The organism is Sandaracinaceae bacterium, from assembly GCA_016706685.1.
GTDB lineage: Bacteria > Myxococcota_A > Polyangia > Polyangiales > Houyiibacteriaceae > JADJJE01.
Window position 1 is genome coordinate 55120 of the sequence record JADJJE010000016.1, and the last position, 23208, is coordinate 78327.

At 70.2% G+C, this 23208-nt stretch carries 16 protein-coding genes; 13 read left to right on the forward strand and 3 right to left on the reverse strand.

The window, feature by feature from the left end; all coding sequences use genetic code 11:
* Window positions 1-11 precede the first annotated feature (11 nt).
* The 8 genes from IPI43_20340 to IPI43_20375 all read left to right on the forward strand — a co-directional run bounded on the left by IPI43_20340 (window position 12) and on the right by IPI43_20375 (window position 10261).
* Window positions 12-1055, forward strand: a complete 1044-nt coding sequence (locus tag IPI43_20340) for a phosphoribosylformylglycinamidine cyclo-ligase (GenBank protein MBK7776453.1) — start codon at window positions 12-14, stop codon at window positions 1053-1055.
* On the forward strand, window positions 1056-1709 hold the full coding sequence (locus tag IPI43_20345; GenBank protein MBK7776454.1) for a phosphoribosylglycinamide formyltransferase: 654 nt from the start codon (window positions 1056-1058) through the stop codon (window positions 1707-1709).
* A complete protein-coding gene (locus tag IPI43_20350) occupies window positions 1706-3232 on the forward strand; it encodes a hypothetical protein (protein MBK7776455.1) in 1527 nt (508 codons plus the stop codon). Before IPI43_20345 ends, IPI43_20350 begins: the two co-directional genes overlap by 4 nt.
* 48 nt (window positions 3233-3280) lie before the next feature.
* Window positions 3281-4405, forward strand: a complete 1125-nt coding sequence (locus IPI43_20355) for a type IV pilus twitching motility protein PilT (protein MBK7776456.1) — start codon at window positions 3281-3283, stop codon at window positions 4403-4405.
* Between the two features lie 103 nt (window positions 4406-4508).
* The gene (locus tag IPI43_20360; GenBank protein ID MBK7776457.1) at window positions 4509-5504 is read left to right on the forward strand and encodes a hypothetical protein; all 996 of its coding nucleotides are present in this window, start codon (window positions 4509-4511) and stop codon (window positions 5502-5504) included.
* Between the two features lie 85 nt (window positions 5505-5589).
* Window positions 5590-7212 carry a protein kinase gene (locus tag IPI43_20365; protein MBK7776458.1) on the forward strand — a complete coding sequence of 541 codons (1623 nt, stop codon included), beginning with the start codon at window positions 5590-5592 and terminating at the stop codon, window positions 7210-7212.
* A gap of 131 nt (window positions 7213-7343) precedes the next feature.
* Window positions 7344-8555, forward strand: a complete 1212-nt coding sequence (locus tag IPI43_20370) for a type II secretion system F family protein (GenBank protein MBK7776459.1) — start codon at window positions 7344-7346, stop codon at window positions 8553-8555.
* 8 nt (window positions 8556-8563) lie between these two features.
* On the forward strand, window positions 8564-10261 hold the full coding sequence (locus IPI43_20375; GenBank protein MBK7776460.1) for a PAS domain-containing protein: 1698 nt from the start codon (window positions 8564-8566) through the stop codon (window positions 10259-10261).
* Window positions 10262-11040: 779 nt separating this feature from the next.
* On the opposite strand, the gene IPI43_20380 is transcribed toward IPI43_20375, so the two are convergent.
* Window positions 11041-12933, reverse strand: a complete 1893-nt coding sequence (locus IPI43_20380; GenBank protein ID MBK7776461.1) for a M1 family metallopeptidase — start codon at window positions 12931-12933, stop codon at window positions 11041-11043.
* An 87-nt stretch (window positions 12934-13020) separates the two neighbouring features.
* Between IPI43_20380 and tsaE the strand changes: the two genes are divergently transcribed.
* The 3 genes from tsaE (at window position 13021) to IPI43_20395 (ending at window position 17825) form a co-directional block, all read left to right on the forward strand.
* Complete coding sequence (tsaE, locus tag IPI43_20385; protein MBK7776462.1) at window positions 13021-13515, forward strand: tRNA (adenosine(37)-N6)-threonylcarbamoyltransferase complex ATPase subunit type 1 TsaE; 495 nt, start codon at window positions 13021-13023, stop codon at window positions 13513-13515.
* Window positions 13516-13596: 81 nt separating this feature from the next.
* The gene (locus IPI43_20390) at window positions 13597-15804 is read left to right on the forward strand and encodes a sulfatase-like hydrolase/transferase (protein ID MBK7776463.1); all 2208 of its coding nucleotides are present in this window, start codon (window positions 13597-13599) and stop codon (window positions 15802-15804) included.
* On the forward strand, window positions 15801-17825 hold the full coding sequence (locus tag IPI43_20395; protein MBK7776464.1) for a glycosyltransferase family 39 protein: 2025 nt from the start codon (window positions 15801-15803) through the stop codon (window positions 17823-17825). The genes IPI43_20390 and IPI43_20395 overlap by 4 nt, the downstream gene beginning before the upstream one ends.
* 5 nt (window positions 17826-17830) lie before the next feature.
* On the opposite strand, the gene IPI43_20400 is transcribed toward IPI43_20395, so the two are convergent.
* On the reverse strand, window positions 17831-19633 hold the full coding sequence (locus IPI43_20400; protein ID MBK7776465.1) for a hypothetical protein: 1803 nt from the start codon (window positions 19631-19633) through the stop codon (window positions 17831-17833).
* The gene (locus tag IPI43_20405) at window positions 19630-21492 is read right to left on the reverse strand and encodes a hypothetical protein (protein ID MBK7776466.1); all 1863 of its coding nucleotides are present in this window, start codon (window positions 21490-21492) and stop codon (window positions 19630-19632) included. The genes IPI43_20400 and IPI43_20405 overlap by 4 nt, the downstream gene beginning before the upstream one ends.
* Before the next feature lie 111 nt (window positions 21493-21603).
* Here IPI43_20405 and IPI43_20410 point away from each other — a divergent pair, with 111 nt between their 5' ends.
* A complete protein-coding gene (locus IPI43_20410; GenBank protein ID MBK7776467.1) occupies window positions 21604-22380 on the forward strand; it encodes a glycosyltransferase family 2 protein in 777 nt (258 codons plus the stop codon).
* Window positions 22377-23207 carry a methyltransferase domain-containing protein gene (locus IPI43_20415; GenBank protein MBK7776468.1) on the forward strand — a complete coding sequence of 277 codons (831 nt, stop codon included), beginning with the start codon at window positions 22377-22379 and terminating at the stop codon, window positions 23205-23207. The genes IPI43_20410 and IPI43_20415 overlap by 4 nt, the downstream gene beginning before the upstream one ends.
* Window position 23208: the final 1 nt, after the last annotated feature.

The following is a 23208-nucleotide window of genomic DNA, read 5'->3' on the forward strand; positions in this document are numbered from 1 at the left end:
CACGCCGCCACATGAAAGGCCTCACCTACCGCGACGCAGGCGTCGACATCGATGCCGGCGAACGCTTGGTCGACCGCATCAAGCCGCTCGCCGCCGCAACGCGCACGCCACACGTCATCGGCGGCATCGGTGGCTTCGCGGGGCTCTGCGGCCTACCGAGCGACATCGAGGACCCCATCCTGGTGTCCGGTACGGACGGCGTGGGCACCAAGCTCAAGCTGGCGTTCGCGCTCGACCGCCACGACACGGTGGGCATCGACCTCGTGGCCATGTGCGTGAACGACGTGCTCACGGTGGGCGCGCGGCCGCTCTTCTTCCTCGACTACTTCGCCACGGGCAAGCTGGACGTGGACCAGGGCGAGGCCGTGGTGCGCGGCATCGCCGACGGCTGCAAGCAGGCCGGCTGTGCCCTGCTGGGTGGTGAGACGGCCGAGCTCCCGGGATTCTATGCTGGCGGTGAGTACGACCTCGCCGGCTTCGCGGTAGGGGTGGTCGGCCGCAAGAAGCTGATCACGGGCGAGCGCATCGCTGTGGGCGACATCGTGCTGGGCGTGGCCTCGTCGGGCCTGCACAGCAACGGCTTCAGTCTGGCGCGCCGCGCGCTGCTGGACCGCGAGGCGCCGCTCTCGCTCACCGACACGCCGGCGGGCCTCTCCGCCCCGCTGGGCGAGACCCTGCTGCGTCCCACCAAGATCTACGCACAGGTGGCGCAGGCTGCGCTTTCGGCGGGCGACGTGCGCGGCTTCTGCCACATCACGGGCGGCGGTCTGCCCGGCAACCTGCACCGCGGCCTGCCCGCCGGCGTGGGCATGCACGTGAAGCTGGGGTCGTGGCCACGCCCCGCCATCTTCGACCTGATCCAGCGTGAGGGTGGCGTGGCCGAACCCGAGATGCAGCGCACCTTCAACCTGGGCCTGGGCTTCACCATCATCGTGCCGCGGGCCGATGTGGAGGCCGTCACCGCCGCGCTCCTCGCCGTGGGCGAGCCCGCGTACGAGGTCGGCGTCATCGTCGCCTCCGACGCCACGGGTGAGGCGCGAGTTCAGGTCGACTGAATGACCGCGCTCGACATCGTGGTGCTGGCCTCGGGGCGAGGCTCGAACCTCGCCGCGATCTTCGACGCCATCGATGCGGGTCGCTGTGACGCGAGGGTGGTGGGCGTGGTCTCCGACAAGGCCGATGCCGGCGCGCTCGCGCTCGCGGCCGGACGCGGAGTGAGCACACGCGTGGTGCCCTTGGCGCGCGGCGCCGATCGGGACGCATGGAACGTGGCCCTCGCCGACGCGGTGGCTGCCCTCACGCCCCAGGTGGTGGTGCTGGCCGGCTTCATGCGCATCCTGGGCGCGCCCTTGCTGGAGCGCTTTCCCGGCAAGCTCGTCAACGTGCACCCGTCGCTGCTGCCTGCGTTCCCAGGGCACGACGCGCCCGCTCAGGCCGTGGCGGCGGGCGTGCGCATCACGGGCTGCACGGTCCACGTGGTGGACCACGGGGTGGACACGGGTCCCATCCTGGCCCAAGCCGCCATCCCGGTGCTTCCGTCCGACGACACCGCCTCGCTGCACGCCCGCATCCAGCGCGCCGAGCACGAGCTCCTGCCCACGGTCATCGACTGGATCGCACGCGGTCGCATGAGCCTCGCGCCTCCCTCACTGCGTGACGCGCCGACGCCCGACGGGTGCTTCGTCGCCCCGCGCTTCGACGCCCCATGACCGCCAGCTCCTACGACGCCGTCGTCTTGGGCAGCACGCTCTCGGGCTTGCTGACGGGTGCGCTGCTGTCGCGCCGCGGCTGCCGTGTGCTGGTGCTCGGGCAGCACGAGCGCCCCAACACGTACGACATCGCGGGCTACACACTGCCTCGCGAGCGCACGCCGTTCCTGGCTGCGCACTGCCCCGTGGCACGCCGGACCATGAGCGAGCTGGCGCTCCACCAGCTGTTCCGCCGCAAGGCCTCGGCCATGGACCCGGCCTTCCAGGTGGCGCTGCCCGGCATTCGGTTCGACATGGCCACCGACGCCGACGTGCTGGACGCCGAGATCCTGCGTGAGTTCGGAGACGTGCGGCGGCCCGTGGGGGACGCCCTGCGCACCGTGACCCACGTGGGGGAGCGCCTCGACGCCCTCTTCGAGCGCGACCTGGCGTGGCCGGCACAGACCTTCTTCGAGCGCCGGGAGTTCTCACGCGCCACCGCGCATCAGGGGTTCCGCGAGCGCAGCGGAGACTGGGACCCGCTCGAGGAGCTCCCGCGCGACCACGCGTTCCGAAGGGTGGTGCAGCTGCCTGCCATGTTGGGCACGGGCATCGATCCGCAGCAGCTCAACGGCCAGGCGCTCTGCCGCGTGTTCGAGGCGTGGTGGAAGGGCGCCGCGCACATCGACGGCGGCCACGCGTGGCTCGAGGAGGCGCTGCGCGAGAAGATCCTGTCACACAGCGGCGCCGTGCACGAGCGCGCAGCGGCCGAGAAGCTCATTGTCCGCGGCGGGCGCGTGGTGGGTCTGCGGGTGCACGACACCGACGACGACATCGGCGCGGACTACGTGATCGCGGCCGGCACGATCGGCGAGCTGCTGCGCGTGGTGCCCGATCGGGGCGTGTTCGAGCAGCTGTTCGAGCGACGTGGCGAACCCCAGGCGCGCTGGTTTCGCTTCACGCTGAACCTCGTGGTGCGCGCGGGCTGCATCCCCGAGGGCATGGCGCGCGACGTGTTCGCGGCGTTGAGCGACGACAGCACGGCCGCGCCACTCTACGTCTCGCTGGGACCCATCGAAGACGGCAAGCAGCTGCTGTGCGTCCAGACGCTCATCGCGCGCCGCGACGTCGAGGAGCGCGGCGAGCGCCTGGCCACCGAGCGCGAGCGCATCCTCGCGGAGCTGAGCCGTCTCATCCCGTTCCTGCTGGACGGCAAGCGCCTGCTGTTGGTGGACTCGCCCCACGACGGTCGCGACGCCCACGACCACGAGCACGGCGTGCAGGTGCCCAGCCAGTCGCCCTGGGAGCGCGGGCCGGCCACCATGTCCACCCTTTATGGCTACCCCGTGCGCGACGGCCTGGGCTTCTGTGGGCTGCCCGCGCGCACCCCGCTGAAGAACCTGCTCCTCGCCGGCCCCCACAACGTCCCTGCCCTGGGCCTCGAGGGCGCGTTCCTGGCCGCCCAGACTGCGGCACGCGTGGTAGGGAAGCGTGGGCGGGGGAAGAGCCTGCGCAACCGCGCCTGGATCAAGACCGAGCTGTGAACCGCATCTGATAGCCGCAGGGGTTTGGGCTCTGGTATCGTCCGCGGCATGGAAGAGCAGCAGGAAGGCCCTCGATTCTCCATTCGGCAGCTGCTGAAGGTGATGACCGACCGGGGCGGTTCGGATCTCCACGTCACCACCGGAACGCCACCGCAGATCCGCATCGATGGGAGCCTGGTGCCGCTGCGCACGCCGCCGCTCACGGCGGTGGAGACCAAGGCGCTCTGCTACGAGGTGCTCTCCGACGAGCAGAAGGTGCGCTTCGAGCGCGACAACGAGCTCGACTTCTCCTTCAACGTGAAGGGCATCTCGCGCTTCCGCGCCAACATCTTCCTGCAGCGGGGCGCCGTGGGCGCCGCGTTCCGAGCCATCCCGTTCAAGGTCCGAACGCTGGACGAGCTGGGCGTGCCGCCCGTGTTGAAGGAGCTGGCCCACCTGCCCCGCGGCCTCGTGCTGGTCACGGGGCCCACGGGATCGGGCAAGTCCACCACGCTCGCCGCCATGATCGACGAGATCAACTCCACGGAGCGGAACCACATCCTCACCGTGGAGGATCCCATCGAGTACCTGCACCCCAACAAACTCTCGGTGGTCAACCAGCGCGAGATCGGAGCCGACACCGAGTCCTTCAAGGGCGCCCTGCGCTACGCCCTGCGCCAGGACCCGGACGTGATCCTGGTGGGCGAGATGCGCGACCTCGAGACCATCGAGGCCGCCATGACGATCTCCGAGACGGGTCACCTCGCGTTCGCCACGCTGCACACCAACAGCGCCGTGCAGTCCATCAACCGCGTCATCGACGTGTTCCCGCCGCACCAGCAGTCGCAGGTCCGCGCGCAGCTGAGCTTCGTGCTGCAGGCGGTGGTCACGCAGATGCTGGTTCCCCGTTGCGACGGGCCTGGCCGCGCCCTGGCGCTCGAAGTGATGATCCCCAACGCGGGCATCCGGAACCTGATTCGCGAGGCGAAGGTCCACCAGATCTACGGCATGATGCAGACCGGCCAGGGGATCAGCGGAATGCAGACCATGAACCAGGCGCTCTACCAGCTGTACACGCAGGGCATCATCGATCTGGACACCGCGCTCGGGCGCTCGGCGGAGCCCGGCGAATTGCAATCCATGATACGGGCGCAGGTCCCCGTGGCCCAGTCTGGGCAGCGCCGTGAGATGTAGTCCTCAAACGGGGATAATTTCCACGTGTCCGGTCACACGAGTCTTGACTAGCTGATAAACCTACAGGCATTCTGAGGGAAGCACTGAAATGGCGACCGCTCGCATGAATCACTCGAAAACCACAGCCTTCGCGCTCGTCGCGCTCCTCTCGCTCGTTGCCGGTGGAGCCCACGCGCAGGGCCGGGAACGTGCTGCTGCCGCCCAGGCTTTCGATCGCGGCACCCAAGAGGCGCTCACGGAAAACTGGGAGGCCGCGGCCCAGTGGTTCGAGACGGCTGACCGCCTCTCGCCCGCGCCTGCCGCGCTCTCGCACGCCATCGAGGCACGCAGGCGCGCGGGTCATCAGATGCGCGCGGCGTCGCTCGCCCTGCGCATGCAGCAGACGTATCCCGACGACGAGGCCGCGCAAGCCATGGCGGCCGAGGTGCTCGAGGGTGCTTCCTCCCAGTACGTCCGTGTCGATGTCACCTGCAACGAGAGCTGCGCGGTGGAAGTGGACGGAACGCTCACGGGCGGCATGTCCTTCTTCGTGGAGCCGGACCGGGAGCACGAGGTGGCCGCCGCGTTCGAGCACGGCCGCGTGGTGCAAGAGGTCGAGGCCCGCGCCGGTCAGACGCGTGCGCTCTCGTTCGAAGGCCCGCCCCCGCCGCCCGAGCCCGAAGTGCGCGTGGGCGCCGATGGCCAGCCGCTCGACCTGAGCGAGCCCTTCCGTTTCCCCAAGGCCACCTTCCTGGTGGCGGGCGCGCTCACCCTCGGAGCCGGCGCTGTCATGATCTGGTCGGGCGTGGACACCATGAACCACGTGGACGCCTACGAAGCACAGGCCGCCATGTGCCCTTCGGAGCCCGCCTGCGCGGAAGCCCGCCGCTTGCTCGACGACGGCCAGTCCCGCGAGCGCCGCACCAACGCGTTGATTGGCGTGACCGCTGGCCTGGCCGCGACCACGCTGGTGATCGCCATCCTCACCGACTGGAGCGGCGATGACGCCGACGAAACGGAAGAAGAGGAAGGCGACGCCGCCGAGGAAGCCCAAGGAGTGACCCCTAGCGTGGGTCTGTCCCGTCAAGGAGGCATGCTCCTCCTGGAAGGCACATTCTAAGATGACCGCAGCTGCGAACGCTCCCGGGGGAGCCACTGAAGCACGGAGCATGGCCGGGCGCGTGCTCGGCCGGTACGAGGTGCTCATGCAGCTCGCGTCCGGCGGCATGGCGGCCGTGTACATCGCGCGCGCCATCGGCGTGGCGGGCTTCGAGCGTCTGGTGGCCGTCAAGGTGCTCCACCCGCACCTCGCCTACGAGGAGGAGTTCATCTCCATGTTCCTCGACGAGGCGCGGCTCGCGGCTCGTATCCGCCACCCCAACGTCGTGCCCACGCTGGACATCAGCGACTCGGGCGGCGACGGCTACTTCCTGGTCATGGAGTACATCGAGGGCGACCACTTGGGCGCGCTGCTCGGTCGCTCCGCGAAGCAGGGGAGGCGCCTCGAGACCCCGTTGGTCATGAAGATCGTCGTGGATGCGCTGGGTGGCCTCGGAGCCGCCCACTCGCTCACGGATGACAAGGGCGAACCGCTCAAGATCGTCCACCGCGATGTCTCGCCCCACAACATCATGGTGGGCACGGACGGCATCAGCCGGCTCACCGACTTCGGCGTGGCCAAGGCCGAGGTCCGCATGGCCTCCACGCGGGCCGGCCAGTTCAAGGGCAAGCTCAGCTACATGGCGCCCGAGCAGGCGTCCACGGGCGAGGCCGACCAGCGCTCGGACCTCTTCAGCATGGGCATCATCCTGTGGGAGTCGCTCACGGGGCGGCGCCTCTTCCGTGGCGAGAACAACGCCGCCACGCTGGCCAAGATCCTGAACGATCCGATCCCGCTTCCGTCCAGCCTCTGGCCGGACCTGGAGCCCTTCGATGCCCTGCTGGAGAAGGCGCTGCACCGCGACCCGGACCAGCGCTTTCAGTCGGCAGACGAGTTCATGGAGGCCGCCGAAGAGGTGGCGCGCCTGAACGGCGGCATCGCCAGCACCCGCGCCGTGGGCGCGCTGGCCACCGAGCTCATCGGCGCCAAGCTCGACGAAGAGCGCGCGCGTGTGCAAGAGGCCATCGAGTCCCTGGGCCAGCGCGAGATGGGCGAAGCCCTGATGCCGGTCGCGCGCGACGGTTCCTCGGGCTCCATGTCGCTCCCCGGCATCTCCGGGCGGCGCATGATCACCGGGATGCACTCCGAGTCCGGCACGGGGATGATGCCAGTCATCCTCAGCGGGCAGCACACCCTGCCGGCCATGGTCACGCCCGCACCCCAGCCCAGCGGCGGGAGCGGCATCAAGATGCTGGTCGTGGCGCTGCTGCTCGTCGCCTTCGTTGGCGGGGGATTGCTGGCGTGGCAGGTGGCCAACCGGCCCACGCCCACCGCCCAGCCGCTGGGGCCGTCCACCACGGAGCCTGCGGTGGCTGCGACACCGACTCCCACGCCGGACGTGGCTCCGGACACGGCGGCCGTCGCCGCCGCCAGCCCGGAAACAGCCCCTCGAGACGGCCAAGACGGCCTGGCCCCAGGCACCGAAACGGCCGAGGCTGGCGCGACCGCAGATGGTATGACCGTGGACGAAGCGGCCGGTCGCACGGGGGGACGTCGCCCGCGTGGCGGCACCACCGCAACGGCGGGCACCACCACCGAGACCGCGGCCACCACGGCGGCCGAACCGGCCATGACTTCCGAGGCAGCCGCCACCCCGCCCGCCGGGATGGACTCCGCGCCCGCCGAAATGACCGGCTTCAGCTTCGGCACCAACCCTTACTTGCGCTGAGGCGCCGCACCGACAGCTCCAGCACGTGGCCGCTCGCGGTCGCGTGACGCTGCAATCGTGCGGTGGTTTTTGACGCGCTGGTCGAGCTTCAAGTAGCATGGGCTCTTCGAGACGAGAGAACCGGAGGTTCCATGGCCGAGTGGGTTTGGGAAGCGAAAGCGCGCACAGGTGAGACCCGCAAGGGAGTCATGGAAGCCGACACCCTCGAGGTGGTCGAGCAGCGCTTGCGCACCCAACAGCTGAACCCGGTCAAGGTCAAGAAGAAGCCCAAGGAGCTCAACCTCACCATTGGGAGCGGCGTCACCGACAAGGACCTGGTGGTGTTCATCCGCCAGTTCGCGACCATGATCGACGCGGGTCTGCCGCTGGTCCAGTGCCTCGACATCCTCTCCACGCAGGGCGAGAACGCCACCTTCAAGAAGCTGCTCACCGACGTGAAGGGCTTCGTGGAGCAGGGCGGCACGTTCTCGGATGCTCTCCGGGAGCACCCCAAGGTCTTCGACGACCTCTTCGTGAACCTGATCCAAGCCGGTGAGGTGGGCGGTATCCTCGACGCCATTCTCCGGCGCCTCGCCGTCTACATCGAGAAGCGGGTCAAGCTGCAGCGGCAGATCCGCTCCGCGATGATCTACCCGAGCTCCGTGTTGATCATCGCGTTCGGCGTCATCGCGATCATGCTGCAGTTCGTGATCCCGACGTTCCAGGAGATGTTCCGTGAATTCGGCTCCGAGGACGGTCTGCCGTGGCTCACGCAGAAGGTCATCGGCTTCTCCGTGTGGTTCCGCAACAACGTCCACTGGCTGTTCCTAGGCATCGCCGCCAGCATCACCAGCGTGCGGTACAGCTACAAGACGCCCAACGGGAAGCGCTTCTGGCACAAGGCCATGATCACCGCGCCCATCTTCGGCCCGGTCATGCGAAAGATCGCGGTGGCCCGCTTCACCCGCACCCTGGGCACGCTGCTCAGCTCGGGCGTTCCCATCTTGGACGCGATGGCCATCGTGGCGCGTGCGGCCGGCAACGTCATCGTCGAGGAAGCCATCAACAAGACCGCCAGCCAGGTGCGTGAGGGCCGCACCATGTCCGAGCCTCTGATGGAGACCGCTGTGTTTCCGTCCATGGTGGTGCAGATGATCGCCGTCGGAGAGCAGACCGGTGCTCTCGACACCATGCTCAACAAGATCGCCGACTTCTACGAAGAAGAGGTCGACGTGGCGGTGGCAGGCCTCTTGTCGCTGGTGGAGCCGCTCATGATGGTGTTCATCGGCGGCATCGTGGGCACCGTGCTCATCGCCATGTACCTGCCCATCTTCACCATCGCCGACAGCATCAACGCGAACTAACGCGGCTCATGGGCGACGCCAGCGAAGCGGACGCGAGCGCCCCCCCGACGGCGAGGTCGCCCATCGAACGTCGCCTGTTGGCGTGGCTCTTTGCGCGCCTGGCGGTTGCGACGCTGGTGTTGGTCGGGGCCACCGGGCTCGTCGCGGGGCGCTACTCCTTCACGCGGGACGCCATGTTCACGCTCGATGTGGTGCTCTTCGGCTCGAGCACCATCGGGCTGGTGGGTCTCGTGCGTCGCACGCCAGGCTCGGTGGAGCTGTTGCTCGCCGTCGATCTGCTGGCGACCACGGCACTCTTGTGGCTGACGGGATCGGCCGCGAGCCCCCTGACGTTCCTGTACGGGCTGCTCACGTTGGCCGGCGCCATGGTAGCGGGACCCACCACCGCGCTGTGGGTCGCGGGCGCCTCCATCGCGCTGTTCCTGGGCATCAGCTGGAGCGTCTTGGTGGGAGTGCTGCCCCCACCCCCCGACCAGCTCGAGACTGCCATGGCCATCTCGACCGCCGAGCTGGCGACCTTCACGCTGAGCAACGTGGTGGGCATTGGCGCCGTGGCGGCGTTGGCGACGAATCTCGCCTTGCGCGTGCAGACCGCCGGTGGACAGCTTGCTCACGCCGAGCGCGCGGTGGCCGAGCTGACACGGCGCAACGTGGACATCGTGCGTTCGCTCTCGTCCGGGCTGGTCACGACCAACCCCACCGGGCTGATCGAGTCCATGAACCCCGCCGCGGTCGCCATGTTCCAGACCGACGAGCACGCCCTCCTCGGGCAGCCCATCGAGCGTTTTCTCCCGCAGGCCACCCCCGCCCGCCATCGCACCGAGGGGGTGGCCCACCGCCCCGACGGCAGCACGTTCCCGGTCGGCTTTCGTGAGGCCCCGCTGATGGACGCCACGGGGAACGTGACGGGCGCTGTGATCACCTTCCAAGACCTCACCGAGGTCAACCGACTGCGGAATCAGGCGGCTGAGTCACAGCGCCTGGCGGAGCTCGGAAAGCTGGCAGCGGGCCTGGCGCACGAGATCCGCAACCCGCTCACGAGCATCTCGGGAAGCGTGGAGCTGATTCGAGAGAGCGCGGCGCTGCACGAAGACGATCAGCGGTTGTTGGGCATCGTGCTGCGTGAGACCGAGCGTTTGAACGCACTGGTGGCGACCATGCTGCGGGTGGCACGCCCCTCACGGCCGACCCCTGCGCAGGTGGACCTGGGCGCGCTCTGTACGGAGATCGTCGCCATGGCCCGCGTGGAGGCCGAAGAGTTGGGCGTGGGTATCGACCTGACCGTGAACGACGGAGACGGCGACGCTGCCACCTCGGTGGTCTTACTGGCCGACGACAACCAGCTCCGTCAGGTGCTCTGGAACCTCTTGCGCAACGCCCTGCAAGCGTCGGTGGCCGGGCAGCGCGTCTCCGTCCGAGCGGTGGACGAAGGGACCCGGGCGCGCCTCGAGGTGCGCGACCACGGCGCGGGGTTGAGCACCGACGCGCAAGCGCACGTGTTCGAGATGTTCTACTCGGGGCGCAGCCATGGCATTGGCCTAGGGCTCACCTTGGTGCAGCAGATCGTGAAGGATCATGGGGGCACCATCTCCGCGGGGAACGCCGAAGACGGCAGCGGCGCGGTGTTCCGGGTGCTGCTCCCCAAGCGCCGCTCACCCGACACGGAACCGAGCGCCGACGCGAGCCAGGCTCCCCGCGAGGCATAGCGCACGTACGCGGCGAGCTGCGTCGCCGACAGCGCGAGCCACTCGACCTGGTCCGCCGCCGTGACTGCGCCCAGGCAGAGTGCGAAGAGGCCCAACAGCAGCGAGAAGCCCCAGCGGCGGTAGGCACCGAGGGAGAGCGCGCCGAGACCGATGCGGACAGCCTGCCTCGCGCTGGGGGTATCCCCGTCGAGGTTGGCGCGGACCAACGCGGCGTGCCCCAGGTCGGCCAGCACGCGCAGGGGCGTGAAGAGCACCGCGCCGAGGAGCAGCGCGGCTACCAGCGCGAGGTCATGAGTACGCTCGCTGGCTGCGCGCAGCACCAACGACGCGTAGGTCACCAGGATGGCGATCAGGACGACGACGAACCCGGCGGGCACCAGCAGCAACGCGCGCAGCCGAAGCGCGGCCAGATAGCTCGAGAGGCCCACGCGGAGCGCGCTCTGCGAGGTGCCTTCGGACAGGCCCGCGAGCCACACGAGCTGCACCAGCGGGGCCAACACGGCTTGCAACGTGAAGAGGACCACCAGTACAGCCACCCAGCGGGAGGCGTGCTCGAAGAAGAAGGGCAGGAGCCCCTCGACGACCAACGCTGCGCCCGGCTCGGCGAGGGCACCGCGCAGCCCGCCCGCCACGTCGCGAAAGCCGGCCTCGGCGTAGGACAGAACGACGAGCGCCGCGAGCGCCGCGAACACGCTCTCCACGATGAGCACGTAGCCCGCCGTGAGCATGACGCGGCGAAGAGGAAGGCGACCAGACACCTGCAGCGAGTCCGCCATGGGCTAGGGACCCGCGAGTGAGAAAGCCAGGTGGAAGAAGCCCAGGAGCCGCGTCAGCAGCGACGCCCCCACCTGTGACGTGGCCCATGGATTCGGCTCACCGAAGACCCGCACGTCGTCGAGGCGCCGGGCGTCCGTGAGGTTGCGGCGCCGGGGATCGACCTCCACACGCACGAGCGTGTCGACGTCGATGGGCAGGCGGAGCTCGCGCGTCGAGCCCGGCCACGAGTGGCGTGTCACGCCGGCGTTCGTCGAAACGGCGACCTCGAGCGGGACGGGCAGGCAGCCGTGTCGCTGCGCGACCAGCTCGGTCCTGCAGCCACCGTCGTCGCACACGGACTCCACCTCGCCCAGTTGCGTCCGCGCGGTGCACCCACGTGTGAGCGCGGGGTCGAGCACGTCACGCACGAACCAGGCGCCGTACTCTTCGCGAAACGCCTCTCGAAGCGCGTCGGGAGAAGGATGAGCGAAGCGCTGAGCACGGGCGTAGCTCCCCAGCGCGCGCAGCAGGCGCTCTCGCCCCCAGGCGCGCGCAATGGTCTCCAGCATCAACGGCATGTAGACGTAGATGGTGCGGTAGAGCGACTCTGTCTCGAACGCATGGGCTGGCGAGAGGGGCGCGGGCGCCACCTGGTGCGAGAGGGCCCAGCTGCGGTCGAGCTCGAAGCCATCGAGGGACACACCGCCCACCCGTGCGCCGCTGGCGGAGCCGTGCACCTCGCGCAGCAGCGCGCCCGTAGCCCAGCTGGTCAGCCCCTCGTCCAGCGCCGGGTAGCGCACCTCGTTGGTGGCCACCAGCCCTTGAAACCACTGATGCGCCAGCTCGTGCGCAGTGGTCTCGGCGGCCCCGGCTCCCAACAGGGGCCGCGCGGAGCCCCACCACGGCCCGGAGGTCAGGAAGAGCGTGGGGTACTCCATGCCGCTCACCGCCTCCGCGGCCTCCGGCGGCACCACCACGGTGAGCACGGGATACGGGTACTCGCCGAACAGGCGCGAGAAGTACGCGAGCCCCCGGCACGTGAGCGCGAGGTGGTCGGCCGCGACGCGCTCGAAGCCCGGTGGATGGACCACGCGCACGAGCACGCTGTGGGTGGCGAGCGGCTCGGTGTCCTCGATGACGCGGAGCTCGCGGGCCGCGACGAACACCATGTCGTGCACCGCGGGCGCGGTGAAGCGATGAACGCGGTGCTGCTGCCCAGAAGCCTCTGCCTCGACGGGCGCGCCACCCGCGACGACCTCCATGTCGGCGGGGGCGACCACCGTGAGCGTGTAGTCCGCGAAGTCCGCATAGAATTCGCCTAGCCCGTGGTAGGGGAAGTGCGCCCACGTGCCGCCCGCCTCGAGCCGCGCCAGCTTGGGGAACCACTGGGCGGCCACGTGGAAGTCGCGCACGAAGCCACTGCGGGCCACCGCCTCGGGAAGCTGGCTGACGAAGGTGACGCGCAGGTCCAGCGTAGCGCCGGGGAGAAGGGGTTCGTAGAGGGTGGTGCGGAGCTGCGTCTGGTCTTCTGGCACGCCCACGTCGAGCGTGGATCGCGTGAGGAGGTCTCGCCCGTCCGCGAGGCCGAGCGCGGTGAGGATGATGGCGCCCTCCTCGCCCACCTGGCGATCCCGGATCTCGGTGCCCCCCTCACGCGTGAAGACGCTGCCCTCCCGACGGAAGGCATTGAGATACAGGTGCCAATACAGCTCTGTGACGGGCGCGGCGCTGCGATTGGTGAAGCGCCAGCGGAGCGTCCCATCGATGCGGTGCGCGTCCGGGTCCAGCACCGCGCGCAGGTCCACCTGGTCGCGCGGCTCGTCGGCCGTGACATAGGCCGGCTGCGCGCTGGTCCAAGAGGACGACGCGAGCGTCCCGAGCAGCAAGCAGAGCGGGTACGTCACGAGCGAGCGCATCGCGGCCATCGTCACAGCCCGAGGTGCACCGCGCAAGACGACTGGCGGAGGCGCGCGCACGATGGCAGGAGAACGCGGCCGCTCGTCATGACCACCCTGCCCTTCACGCTCGCCGACGAAGACCAGACCCGTGCGCTCGCACGGCGCCTGGCCCACGGGCTCGCCCCCGGTGACCTGCTGATCCTGGAGGGGCCGCTCGGGGCTGGGAAGACGCTGCTGGCGGGCGCGTTGGTGCACGCGCTGGGGGTGCCCGAGGACGACCCCGTGGCCAGCCCTACCTTTGCGCTGGTGCACGAGTACGAGGGCCGCCTCCCGGTGCTGCACGCCGACCTCTATCGTCTGGGGAGCCCGGAAGAGGTCTCGGAGCTGGGCTTCGAGGAACGTCGCGAGCAGGGCGCCGTCGCGATCGTGGAGTGGGGTGTGCGCTTCGAGGAGGAGCTCCGGCCGGACGCGGTGCTGACGCTCGCCATCACGGGGGAGCTGAGCCGCAGCGCCACCCTCTCGGCGCATAGCGCGCGGGGGGCTGCGCTGCTGGCGGAGCTGGACACCTTCGCGGTGCCGCCGAGCCTCCTCGACCGTTGACACCTCGGGCTGGCAGTCGGCCTGCGTGGGGCGTCGTGTTCTCTCGCGCGGCCGGCGCGCGCCCTCTATCATCCGCCGCGCATGTCCGAACCCATGACCGACGCGCCGCCGGGCTCGAGCGGGAGCCACCGAGATCGTGCGGGCGGCGCCTCGTCCGACGCGGGCGCATGGCTTCGGGCGTGGCTCTTGGCGGGGCTCGCGACGGCCGCGCTCGAGCTCCTGACGAGTCTGGCCACGGAGCTCCCCTTCAGCGTGGGCGGGGCGGTGCTGGTGACCGCGCTGGTCAGCCTGACCGCGCTCGGAATGGCTGGGCTGACCAAGGGCGTCGAGCGCGTGGTGGCCCCGGGCAGCCTCGCCGCCAACGCGTCGGCGCTGCGCACCGTGCTGGCGCGGGGGACGCCGCTCTCGGACCCCGCCCTCGGACGGCGCGCGAGCGTCTCGATCCTCACGCTGCCCGTCACGCTCTTGGGGCTGGTGGGGCTCAGCGCTGCCTGCGCCTACTTCGTGGTCACTCGCTCGGAGGCTCCCCAGTTCATCGCGCTCTTGCTCGGCGTGCTGGCCCCGCTGGTGCTGGGCTGCGCCGCGCTGCTGACGGTGGCGTTCCGCCGCGTGTTGCTGCAGGTCCCTCGCCTGCCACCTCCGCGCGCGGCGCTGGCAGGGCTGCTCGTCGTGGCCGCCGTGCTCGCGGTGGCGGTGGTGGCGACCCAGCACGAGACGCTGGCGCACCTCGGCGCGCATGCGCTGATGCCGCCGCTCGTGCTGGTGTCGCTGAGCCTCACGCTCTTCGTGGCGCTGCCGCGGGGGCTGGCGCATCCGGGGCGCGTAGCCCTCGCGGTCGCGCTCCTGGCGTCTGTCGCCATCCTGGGTGGCTGGCGCCTCCCGCGCGCCCGCAGCTTCACCACGCGCGCCACGTGGAGTACCGGCTACCTGGTGGCGGGGCTCCAGTCCGTCAGCGACCTCGACCGTGACGGTGTCGCGTCGTTCCCCTTCGGCGCCGACTGCGCCCCCTTCGACGGCACCCGCAGTCCGCTGGCGCGCGAGCTGCCCGAGAACGGTGTGGACGAGAACTGCGACGGTCGGGACACGCCTGCCGCCGCCCAAGACGAAAGCGGGCCGCTGACCATCGCGCCGCTGACGGGGGACCAACCGGATCTCTATCTGATCACGGTAGACGCGCTGCGCGCGGATCACCTCGGGTTCATGGGGTACGACGCGCACCCCACGTCGCCCGATCTCGATGCCCTGGTGGGCCGCGGCGTGGTGTTCGAGCGGGCGTACAGCCAGGACTCCGGGACCGCGCCCAGCATGTGGTCGTTGATGGTGGGCAAGACCCCCTTCCAGGCCGAGCTGGTCGCCACGGGCTTCCCACCCAACTACGCCGACAGCGAGACCACCCTGGCCGAGCACCTCAAGGCCGCCGGCTACACCACGCACGCGCGCCTGTGCGGGTCCATGTTCGCGGCGCCCACGTGGAACCTGCGCCGCGGGTTCGACGAGTTCGACGAGGTCTGTCAGCGACGCCCGCGTGAGCTGGGCCCGTTCGTGCTGGACAGCGCGCGCCCCCTGTTGAGCACGCCGGCGGACGACGCCCCGGCGAGCGAACACGTGCGCCCGCCGCGCTTCGTGTGGCTGCACTTCTTCGACCCGCACCACCCCTATGTGGACCACCCCGCCCTCGAGTTCGGCGACCAGTCCATGGACCTGTACGACGAGGAGATCCGCTACGTGCAGGAGTTCGTGGCCGAGGCCATCCGCCTCGCGCTCGACGATGGGCACGCTCGGCCCCGCTTCGTGGTGCTGTCCGCCGACCATGGCGAGAACTTCAGCGAGCACGGGCGCGACCCGCACGCGCGCACGCTCTACCGCGAGGTCACGCACGTCCCTCTGGTGTTCTTCGGGGCGGAGCTCGAGGCGCGCAGGGTGGCGGCTCCCGTGGCGCTGGGCGACGTGTTCCCGACGTTCCTGAACCTCGCGGGCGTCCCCACGCCCAGCCGCACCACCATGGAGAGCCTGGTGCCCACGCTCCTGGGCGGTCGGCCCGACCCGGCGCGCGCCATCTTTCAGGAGAACTCTTGGTCGCGCCCGACGCATCATGTGAAGGCCATGATCTTGGGGCGCTACCACCTGATCCGTGACCTCACGGACGACACCACCGAACTCTACGACATGGTCGCTGACCCGCGTGAGCGCGTGAACCGCATCGATGGCGGCATCGCCGAGCAGTCCGACCTGTTGCGCAGGATGGAGGCGTTCATCGCCACCACCAACATCCCCGAGGCGTACCGTTGAGCCCTGGTCGCATCACCCTGGCGTTCGGCATCCTCGCTGGCGTGCTGCTGTGCGCAGGCGCGGTCGTGGGGCTCGAGCGGGCGTCCCACGGCCTCGACCTGGTGGTCGAAGCACGCGCGGGTCACGACGGCTACTTCCCCGTGCACCACGGCTTCGAGCCGCGCCCCGCGTTCAGGAGCCGCCACCGGCTGAACGCCATCGTGCTGCAGAAGTGGAACTTCCGCGCGCACCCCGTGCCCACCGGCCCGGTGCCCTATCGGGTCACCCTGCGTGGCCTGATCGAGGTCCCCGAGGGAGCCTCCTGGAGCCTGCGCGTGCGCCCCACGCGCGGCACGCGGCTGCGCATCGAGAGCGCGGCGAGCGAGCTCGCGCCAGGGCGACACCCTGTACACATCACCCTCGAGGCCACGTTCCCCGAGGACGCCTCGGTGGCGCTCGAGTACCGTGATCACCGCGCGGCGGGCAGTGGCTTTGCGCGTGTCCCGGTGAGTGCCCTGTCGCCCGAAAGCCCAGTCCCGCTGGTGCGCTCGCCCGCCCTCCCATGGGTGATGTCGGCCGGGCTGCTCTTCCTGGCGTGCCTCGCGCTGCTGGCCACCCGCGACGCCGTGCGCTGGCGAGCGCGAGCGGGGCACGTGGCGCTGCTGCTGATCCTCGCGTTCGGTCTCGGCGCGCGCCTCTTCGACTACGAGGTGATGCCCGACTTCCACGAGAACCCCGACGAGCTCTTCGCCACCTGGAACGGATACCAGCTGCTCACCGATGGCACCACGCAAGGCTGGTCCTTGTGGGCAGGCGAGTATGGAGACCGCGTCGTCATCGAGCCCGTCTCGTACTTCGAAGCGCGCCCCTTCCAAGTCATCCGCCCCTACCTCGAGCACCCACCGCTCCTCCACCTGCTGGCCGGCGCGGCCGCCAAGTTGGGTGGCGCCCAGCACTACCTGCACGCTCGGCTCACGCACACGCGCCTCGTGCCCATCGCGCTCTTCGTACCCTCGCTGTTGCTGCTCTTCATGATCGGCCGCCGCCTCTTTCCGGGTACGCCCACGCCCTACTTCGCGGCGCTGCTCTACAGCGCGCTGCCCAACGTGGTGGTCCAGCAGCGCGTCGTGAAAGAGGAGGCGCTGCTCACGCCCATGGCGCTGCTGGGCGTCTATCTCCTCCTGCGCTGGGACGCCGACGCAGAGCGCCGCGAGCGCTTCATCTGGCTGGCCGCGTTCGTCACGGGGCTGGGTGCGCTGGCCAAGGTGCCCGGCGCGTTCTTCCTGCCGCCGCTGGTGCTGCTGTTCTTCATGCGCGGAGGCCTGCGTCCCGCGCTGCTGGCCTGCGCAGGCGGCGTGCTCGGGCTGCTGCCGCTGCTGCTCTACGGCGCCTACGTGGACCTCGACCTCTTCGTGTTCAGCACGGGGACGCAGGCGGGCGGGCGCCCGGCGCACTGGAACATCCTTCCGCGCTTCTTCGCGGACGGCCTGATCAACCACAACCTGGTGGGGCACGGGCACACGCTCTTCGTTTGGCTCGCGTACGCGCTGGCGTTCGGCAAGCTGGATGCACCGCGCCGCGCCGTGCTGAGCCTGCCCCTCATCTACTTGGCAGCGCTCGCGCTCTCGAGCGGCAACTGGACGTTCGGCTGGTACATCCTGCCCATGATGCCGTTCATCTGCTTGGGAGCGGGCCATTTCCTGACGGATCTGGTGGAGCGGCCCACCTTCTTCGGTGGCCTGCTGCTCTTCGGCCTGCTGGTGATGTACGGCTTCAACTTCATGCACGACCTCCCGTGGGCCATGGCACCCGCCGGCTGGGTCGTCCTGCGGCGCATCATCACGCCGTTCATGCTGGTCGCGCTCGTCCCGTTCATCGTGGCAGAGGCATGGCCCACCCGGCGCTCACTCGGTGCCGCGCGGCTCATGACGGGGGCCGGGCTGGCTGCGTTCCTCTTCAGCAGCGCCTACTTCGCGGTGCACTACGAGACGCTCTACGACTCGCATCGCAACTTCGACCGCATGACCCACTTCGACCGCTGACGGTCTCAGGCCGCGGTCGTCTTTCGCCGGTACCCGTAGGCAAACGCCACCCACGCCAGCAGCAGCCCCACACAGGTGCCTGCCAGCCCGGGGATGAAGGCGCGCGGCGCGTAGCGCACGATGATCTTGTGCTCGCCCTCCGGCAGATCCACCGCGAGGCGCCCGCGATCATCCACGACCTTGCCGTGGTTGGTCTGCCAGTCGGGGTCGTAGTTCTGGTTGAACACCACGCGCCCGTCACGAATGAGCTGCGCCGTGGCGTGGAAGCGGTTGGGCGTGCGCACCACCTCCACCACCTCACCCGCACGGTTGCGGCGCCCCTCCACGTGCGCCTGCGGACGCTGGCCCTCCCAGAGGCCGTTCGCGATGCGCCAGTTCATGTTGCCGACGTAGCACATGGCTGTGCCCTGATTGAGGCGCGGCAGGCTCGCGAGCAGGTACCCGTAGAGGTGCGCCGGGGCGTAGTGGAAGGACTCGGCCGGGGGGTCACGCGAGAGCGGGGGGTCGTGCCACTTGTCGCTCACCGTGGCGCTCCACGCGAAGAGCCACGCGGTGGCGGCCACCACCATGAGCCCCGGAATCACGCGCTGCACACGTGGCCAGCGGAACGCTTCTCGGTAGCGCTCGCGCAACCACTCGAACCCAGCCAGCAGCGCGTCGAAGCCGAAGCCCGCGAGCGCCGCGACGTACAGGGTGGCCAGGCCCGAGAAGCGCGAGGGCAGCCGCAGCGAGTCGTAGACCGGCAGCCGATGCAGCAACGCCCAGGGCGAGTAAGGCCCGTGGTCACCCAGCAGCAGGGCGATGAAGAAGAGCGCCCCCACCCACGCCAGGTGGCGACGGCGGTTGATGGCCACGCCCACGCCCGCGATGGCCAGCACCAGGAGCGGCGGGCTGATGAAGGCCACGTACTCGGGCCAGACGAACTCGTGGAGCGGGTGCTCCCAAGGGAAAGACCAACGCCCCCAGAGGTCCAGCAGCTCGAAGGGCTGCATGCTGTCGCTGCTCTCGATGAGGCGGGGGTAGCGCTGCAGCACGTCCAGGATGGGAATGAAGCGTATGGCCCCCAGCAGCGCGGTGAGCACGGCTGCCAGCAGCAACCCGCGCACCACGCCCCAGCGCGAGCCCAGCCGCCGTGCGACCTCCGCGCCGGCCTCGCCGCTGCGCCGCGGGACGAGGCGCACCAAGGCGTCGAAGGCGGCCAGCACCACGAAGTACGGGAAGGGATAGGTGCCGCCCTCCATCACGGTGAGGGCCAAGAGCGCCGCCACCGCCACGGCAGCGCGCGCGTCCATCGCCGACGCACGCAGCGCCATCAAGAGCGCGGGGGCGAAATAGAATGGCAGGAAGGTCGCGTGCCCACCCCCGATCTGCCAAGCGAAGTAGCCGCTGGCCGCCCAGGTGATGGACGCCACGTAGCTGGCGAAGACGGACAGCCCGTGATGCGCACGCGCCCAACGGAAGGCCCAGTAGAACCCGAACCAGGCGTGCAGGATGACCAACACCTTCTGCGCCAACGTGGTGCCCAGCACGAACGCGAGCAGGAACTGTGGACCGTAGGTCTGGCTCTCCGGGTTTCCCAGCAGGGGCACGCCGCCGCAGTGGAACGGGTCCCAGAGCGGCATCTCCCCGAAGCGCGTCACCGTGACCCAGGCTGCCTCCCAGTGGTGGTGCACCATCTGCCAGTCGCCGAAGCCCGTGTGGAACCCCGTGAGGAGCGAGCTGCCCCACTGCCCCAGCGCCAGGCCCAGCGTCACCAGGAGCGCGATGCGCCGCTCACGGCGAGGGTCGCCCGCTGCACCATCACTCATGGTGTGTTGCCTCGGCGAGCACGGGTGTCCTCGGCCGCGCGCAGACCGTCGAGGTGACGCTGGGTGAGGTCCGCCTCGCGGTCGCGCCCTTCATCACGGAGCAGGTCCACCAGCAGCGCCACGTCATGGATGCGCTGTGAGGGCGCCAGGCGCGTGGCGCGATCATGCCCCGCCGGCGCCCACTGCTCGCAGACGAAGGCTACTGCGCGGCGCACCTCCGGGGTCTCCTCCGGCTCCCACACGAAGTGCTGCACCACCACCAGCGCCGCCAGCAGCGTGGCACCCCCCACCACCCCCGCGCGCGCAGGAAGCGACGGCAGCTCGCGCGCGGTGGGGGTGCTGCGCCGGGCCGCGAAGAAGGCCACCAAGAGCAGCGGCGCCATGGACGCGCTGCCGTACCAGCTCACCAGGTTGCCCGCGTTGTACGGCGCGAAGTCGTGACCCAGCAACACGGGCATGAGCTGCGACACGGGCACCGAGATCTCCGGCATGAGGTGCGGGTAGTAGATGGACGGCAGGGACGCGCTGACGAAACCCGCCAGGAGCAGGCCCAGGCCCAGTGCGGCGGCCATCACGCTCGCGCGACGGGACAGGCGGTCGAGCGCCACCATGCCGAAGAAGCCCAGGAAGGGGACCAATGCCACGAGGTAGCGCGGGCCGATGGACCAGCCCGCGTGCCAGATGTTCATGAAGCAGATGAAGACGTAGAGCCCCACGCAGGCGAGCGTGGCCACCAGCGCGTCCACGCGGCGGCCGCGGGCCTCCGGCGCGACGAGCACCGCCAGCAGGCCAGCAAGACCCAGGGCCAAGAGCGGCGACGTGGCGAACATGCCGAGGCGTCCGTCGAAGAGCAGCGAGAAGGCGCCGTCCCAGTGGAAGCTCTCGGCGCCGAAGAAGCCCTCTTGGTGGCCCGCTCGGAACGCAGGGTTCTCCACGAAGAGGTGGCCGGGCGACAGCGGGTTGCCGAACGCGCGCCACTGGAAGTGCATCATGAGCAGCGTGGGCACCATGGCTCCCATCGCGAAGCCGAAGATACGCGGCAGCGGGCGGATCGCGACGAGCGCATACACCGAGAGCAACGCGCTCAGCACGAAGCAGGGGTACTCGAAGAGGCTGGCGCCTGCCGCCAGCATTCCGGCGGCCGCGGCGGAGTCCCACGTGACCGCGGACCGGCGCCCCTTGGCCGCGCGCTGCCGTGCCTGCTCCCGTGCGTCGTACAAGATCATGAATGCGCCGAAAGCACACGCGGCGCTCTGCGTGTGGCTCGCGAAGAGGTACGCGTAGCCCACCATGACCGACCCGAGCCCCACCCCGAAGAACGCGAGCTCGCGCAGGTGACGCCGGCGTGTGTGGCGCCCGAGGAAGCGGTGCAGCCCGATCAGGAAGAGCAGCGTGGGCAGGATGGTCCCGCTGAGCCGCATGCTGTAGACCGACCAGCGCAGGCTGACGTCCCCCTCGCCCCCCGACAGCGCGCGGTAGAGCGCGTAGCCCGGCACGCCGAGGAAGCTCGCCCCAGGCGCCTTCACCGAGTAGTAGGCGCGCGTCGCGTTCGCGGGGGCGCCGCCGTCGCAGGGCAAGAGCGTTCCATCGGGGAAGCGGTCCACGCAGGCTGCGTCGTTCACCCAGCCCCAGCGCGCGCGCGGCCCCCCGATGTCGTAGGTGCCGTCATCCACGAGCGCCGCCGTCATGTAGACGCGCACGTTCTCGTTGGGGTTGTTCAGCGCCGGGTAGTACGGGACGACGTAGAGGTAGACGCACGCCACCAGGGCGACGGACGCCCACGTCTCACGCCATGGCGTTGCGCCCTGCTGGGCAGCGGGCTCGGGCGCCGTGACGACGCTCGCAGGGGTTTCCGACACGGTGCGGACGGTAGCAGCTTCGCGGCCGTTGGCGGCACCCTCGGGGCGGGAATACGTGTGGTGAGCCATGGGGTTGCCCGAGCGATGAGCGCCCCTTACCATCCCCCCGCCGTGCCCACGACCGGAACCCTCGACGCGCTGCCAAGCCCCCTGCTCGTGCGCGGGCTGAGCGTCGTCCTGCCTGCCCACGACGAGGTCGAGACACTCGCCGAGGTGGTGAGGGACGCGCTACGGGTGGGGGCCACATGCGCGGGTGTGCTCGAGGTGATCATCGTGGACGACGGCAGCCGCGACGGTACGGCCGACGTGGCCCATGCCCTCGCCCGCGCGGAGGAGCGGGTGCGCGTGGTGACCCACCCGCAGAACCTGGGCTACGGCGCCGCGCTGCGCTCGGGCTTCCAGCACGCCCAGCACGAGTGGATCTTCTACACGGACTCGGACGGCCAGTTCGACCTCGCGGAGCTGCCGCGCCTGCTGGCGCTGCTGGGCCGCTACGACGTGGTCACGGGCTACCGCGCCGCGCGGCGTGATGGATATGTCCGGAGTGCGTTTGGTGCCACCTTCAGCGCCGCCGTGAACCACCTGCTGGGTGTGCACGTGCGCGACGTGAATTGCGCGTTCAAGGTGTATCCCAAGCACCTGTTCGACGGGCTCGCGCTGCAGGCCACCGGCGCGCTGATCGACGCCGAGATGCTGGCCGCGGCACGCGTGGCAGGGCTGCGCGTCGGCGAGCTGGCGGTCACCCACCGGCCGCGGCTGGCAGGCGAACAGAGCGGCGCTCGCGTGGACGTCATCGCGCGTGCCATCCTGGAGTTCGGCGCGCTCGCGCTGCGCCAGGCGGCCGCGCGTCGGACGCGAACCGACGCGCTCGCCACCCCACTCCGATGAACTTCAAGCTGCTCTTCCCCACCTACCGCGCGCGCGAGCAATACATCCGCGCCACGTTGAGCAGCCTGGCTTCGGCGCGAGCGCCGGGGCGCGCGGGAGAGCCTGCGTTCGCCCGCGCGCTGGACGTGGGCTGCGGCGAGGGAGAGCTGCACGCTTGCCTCGCCGCCCACGCGCGTGAGCTGGACGCGTGTGACGTGAACGCCGGCGACCTCGCGCGCGCGGCCGCCCTCAACGCGGACCTCGGCAACGTGCGCTACACGCAGGTCACGGGGCCCCAGCTGCCCTACCCGGACGCGGCCTTCGACCTGGTCACGTGCCTCGAGGTCATCGAGCACGTGGACGACCCCCTCGGGCTGGTGGCCGAGCTGGCCCGCGTCACGCGACCCGGCGGCGCGCTGATCCTGACGTGCCCGAACCACGACTTCCCGCGCACCTACGACCCCATCAACCACGCGCGGAGGCGCACCCGCCTGCCGCTCGCCATCGGGGCCTACGGGTACGGCCACTCCTGGCTGGTGCGCCGCGAGCAAGCAGCTCACTGGCTGGACCGAGCCGGCTTCCGAGTCACGGGCATCACCCCGCTGAGCGGAGCCCTCGCAGCGGCGAGCGAGCTCTATGTGCCCGGGCTGCTGCAGCGCCTGCTCAAGACCAACGCGAAGAACAGCGGCGGCTCGGACACCGGCTCGGGTCGCGGTCTGCACGTGCGCGACCGGCGGCCACCGCGTGGGCTGGTCACGCTGACCGACGCCCTGAACGCGCTCGACGCACGGTGGCTGTCGGCCGACGCCGCTTCGGTGGGCCTCGCGTTCCTGGCCGAGCGGCGCTGAC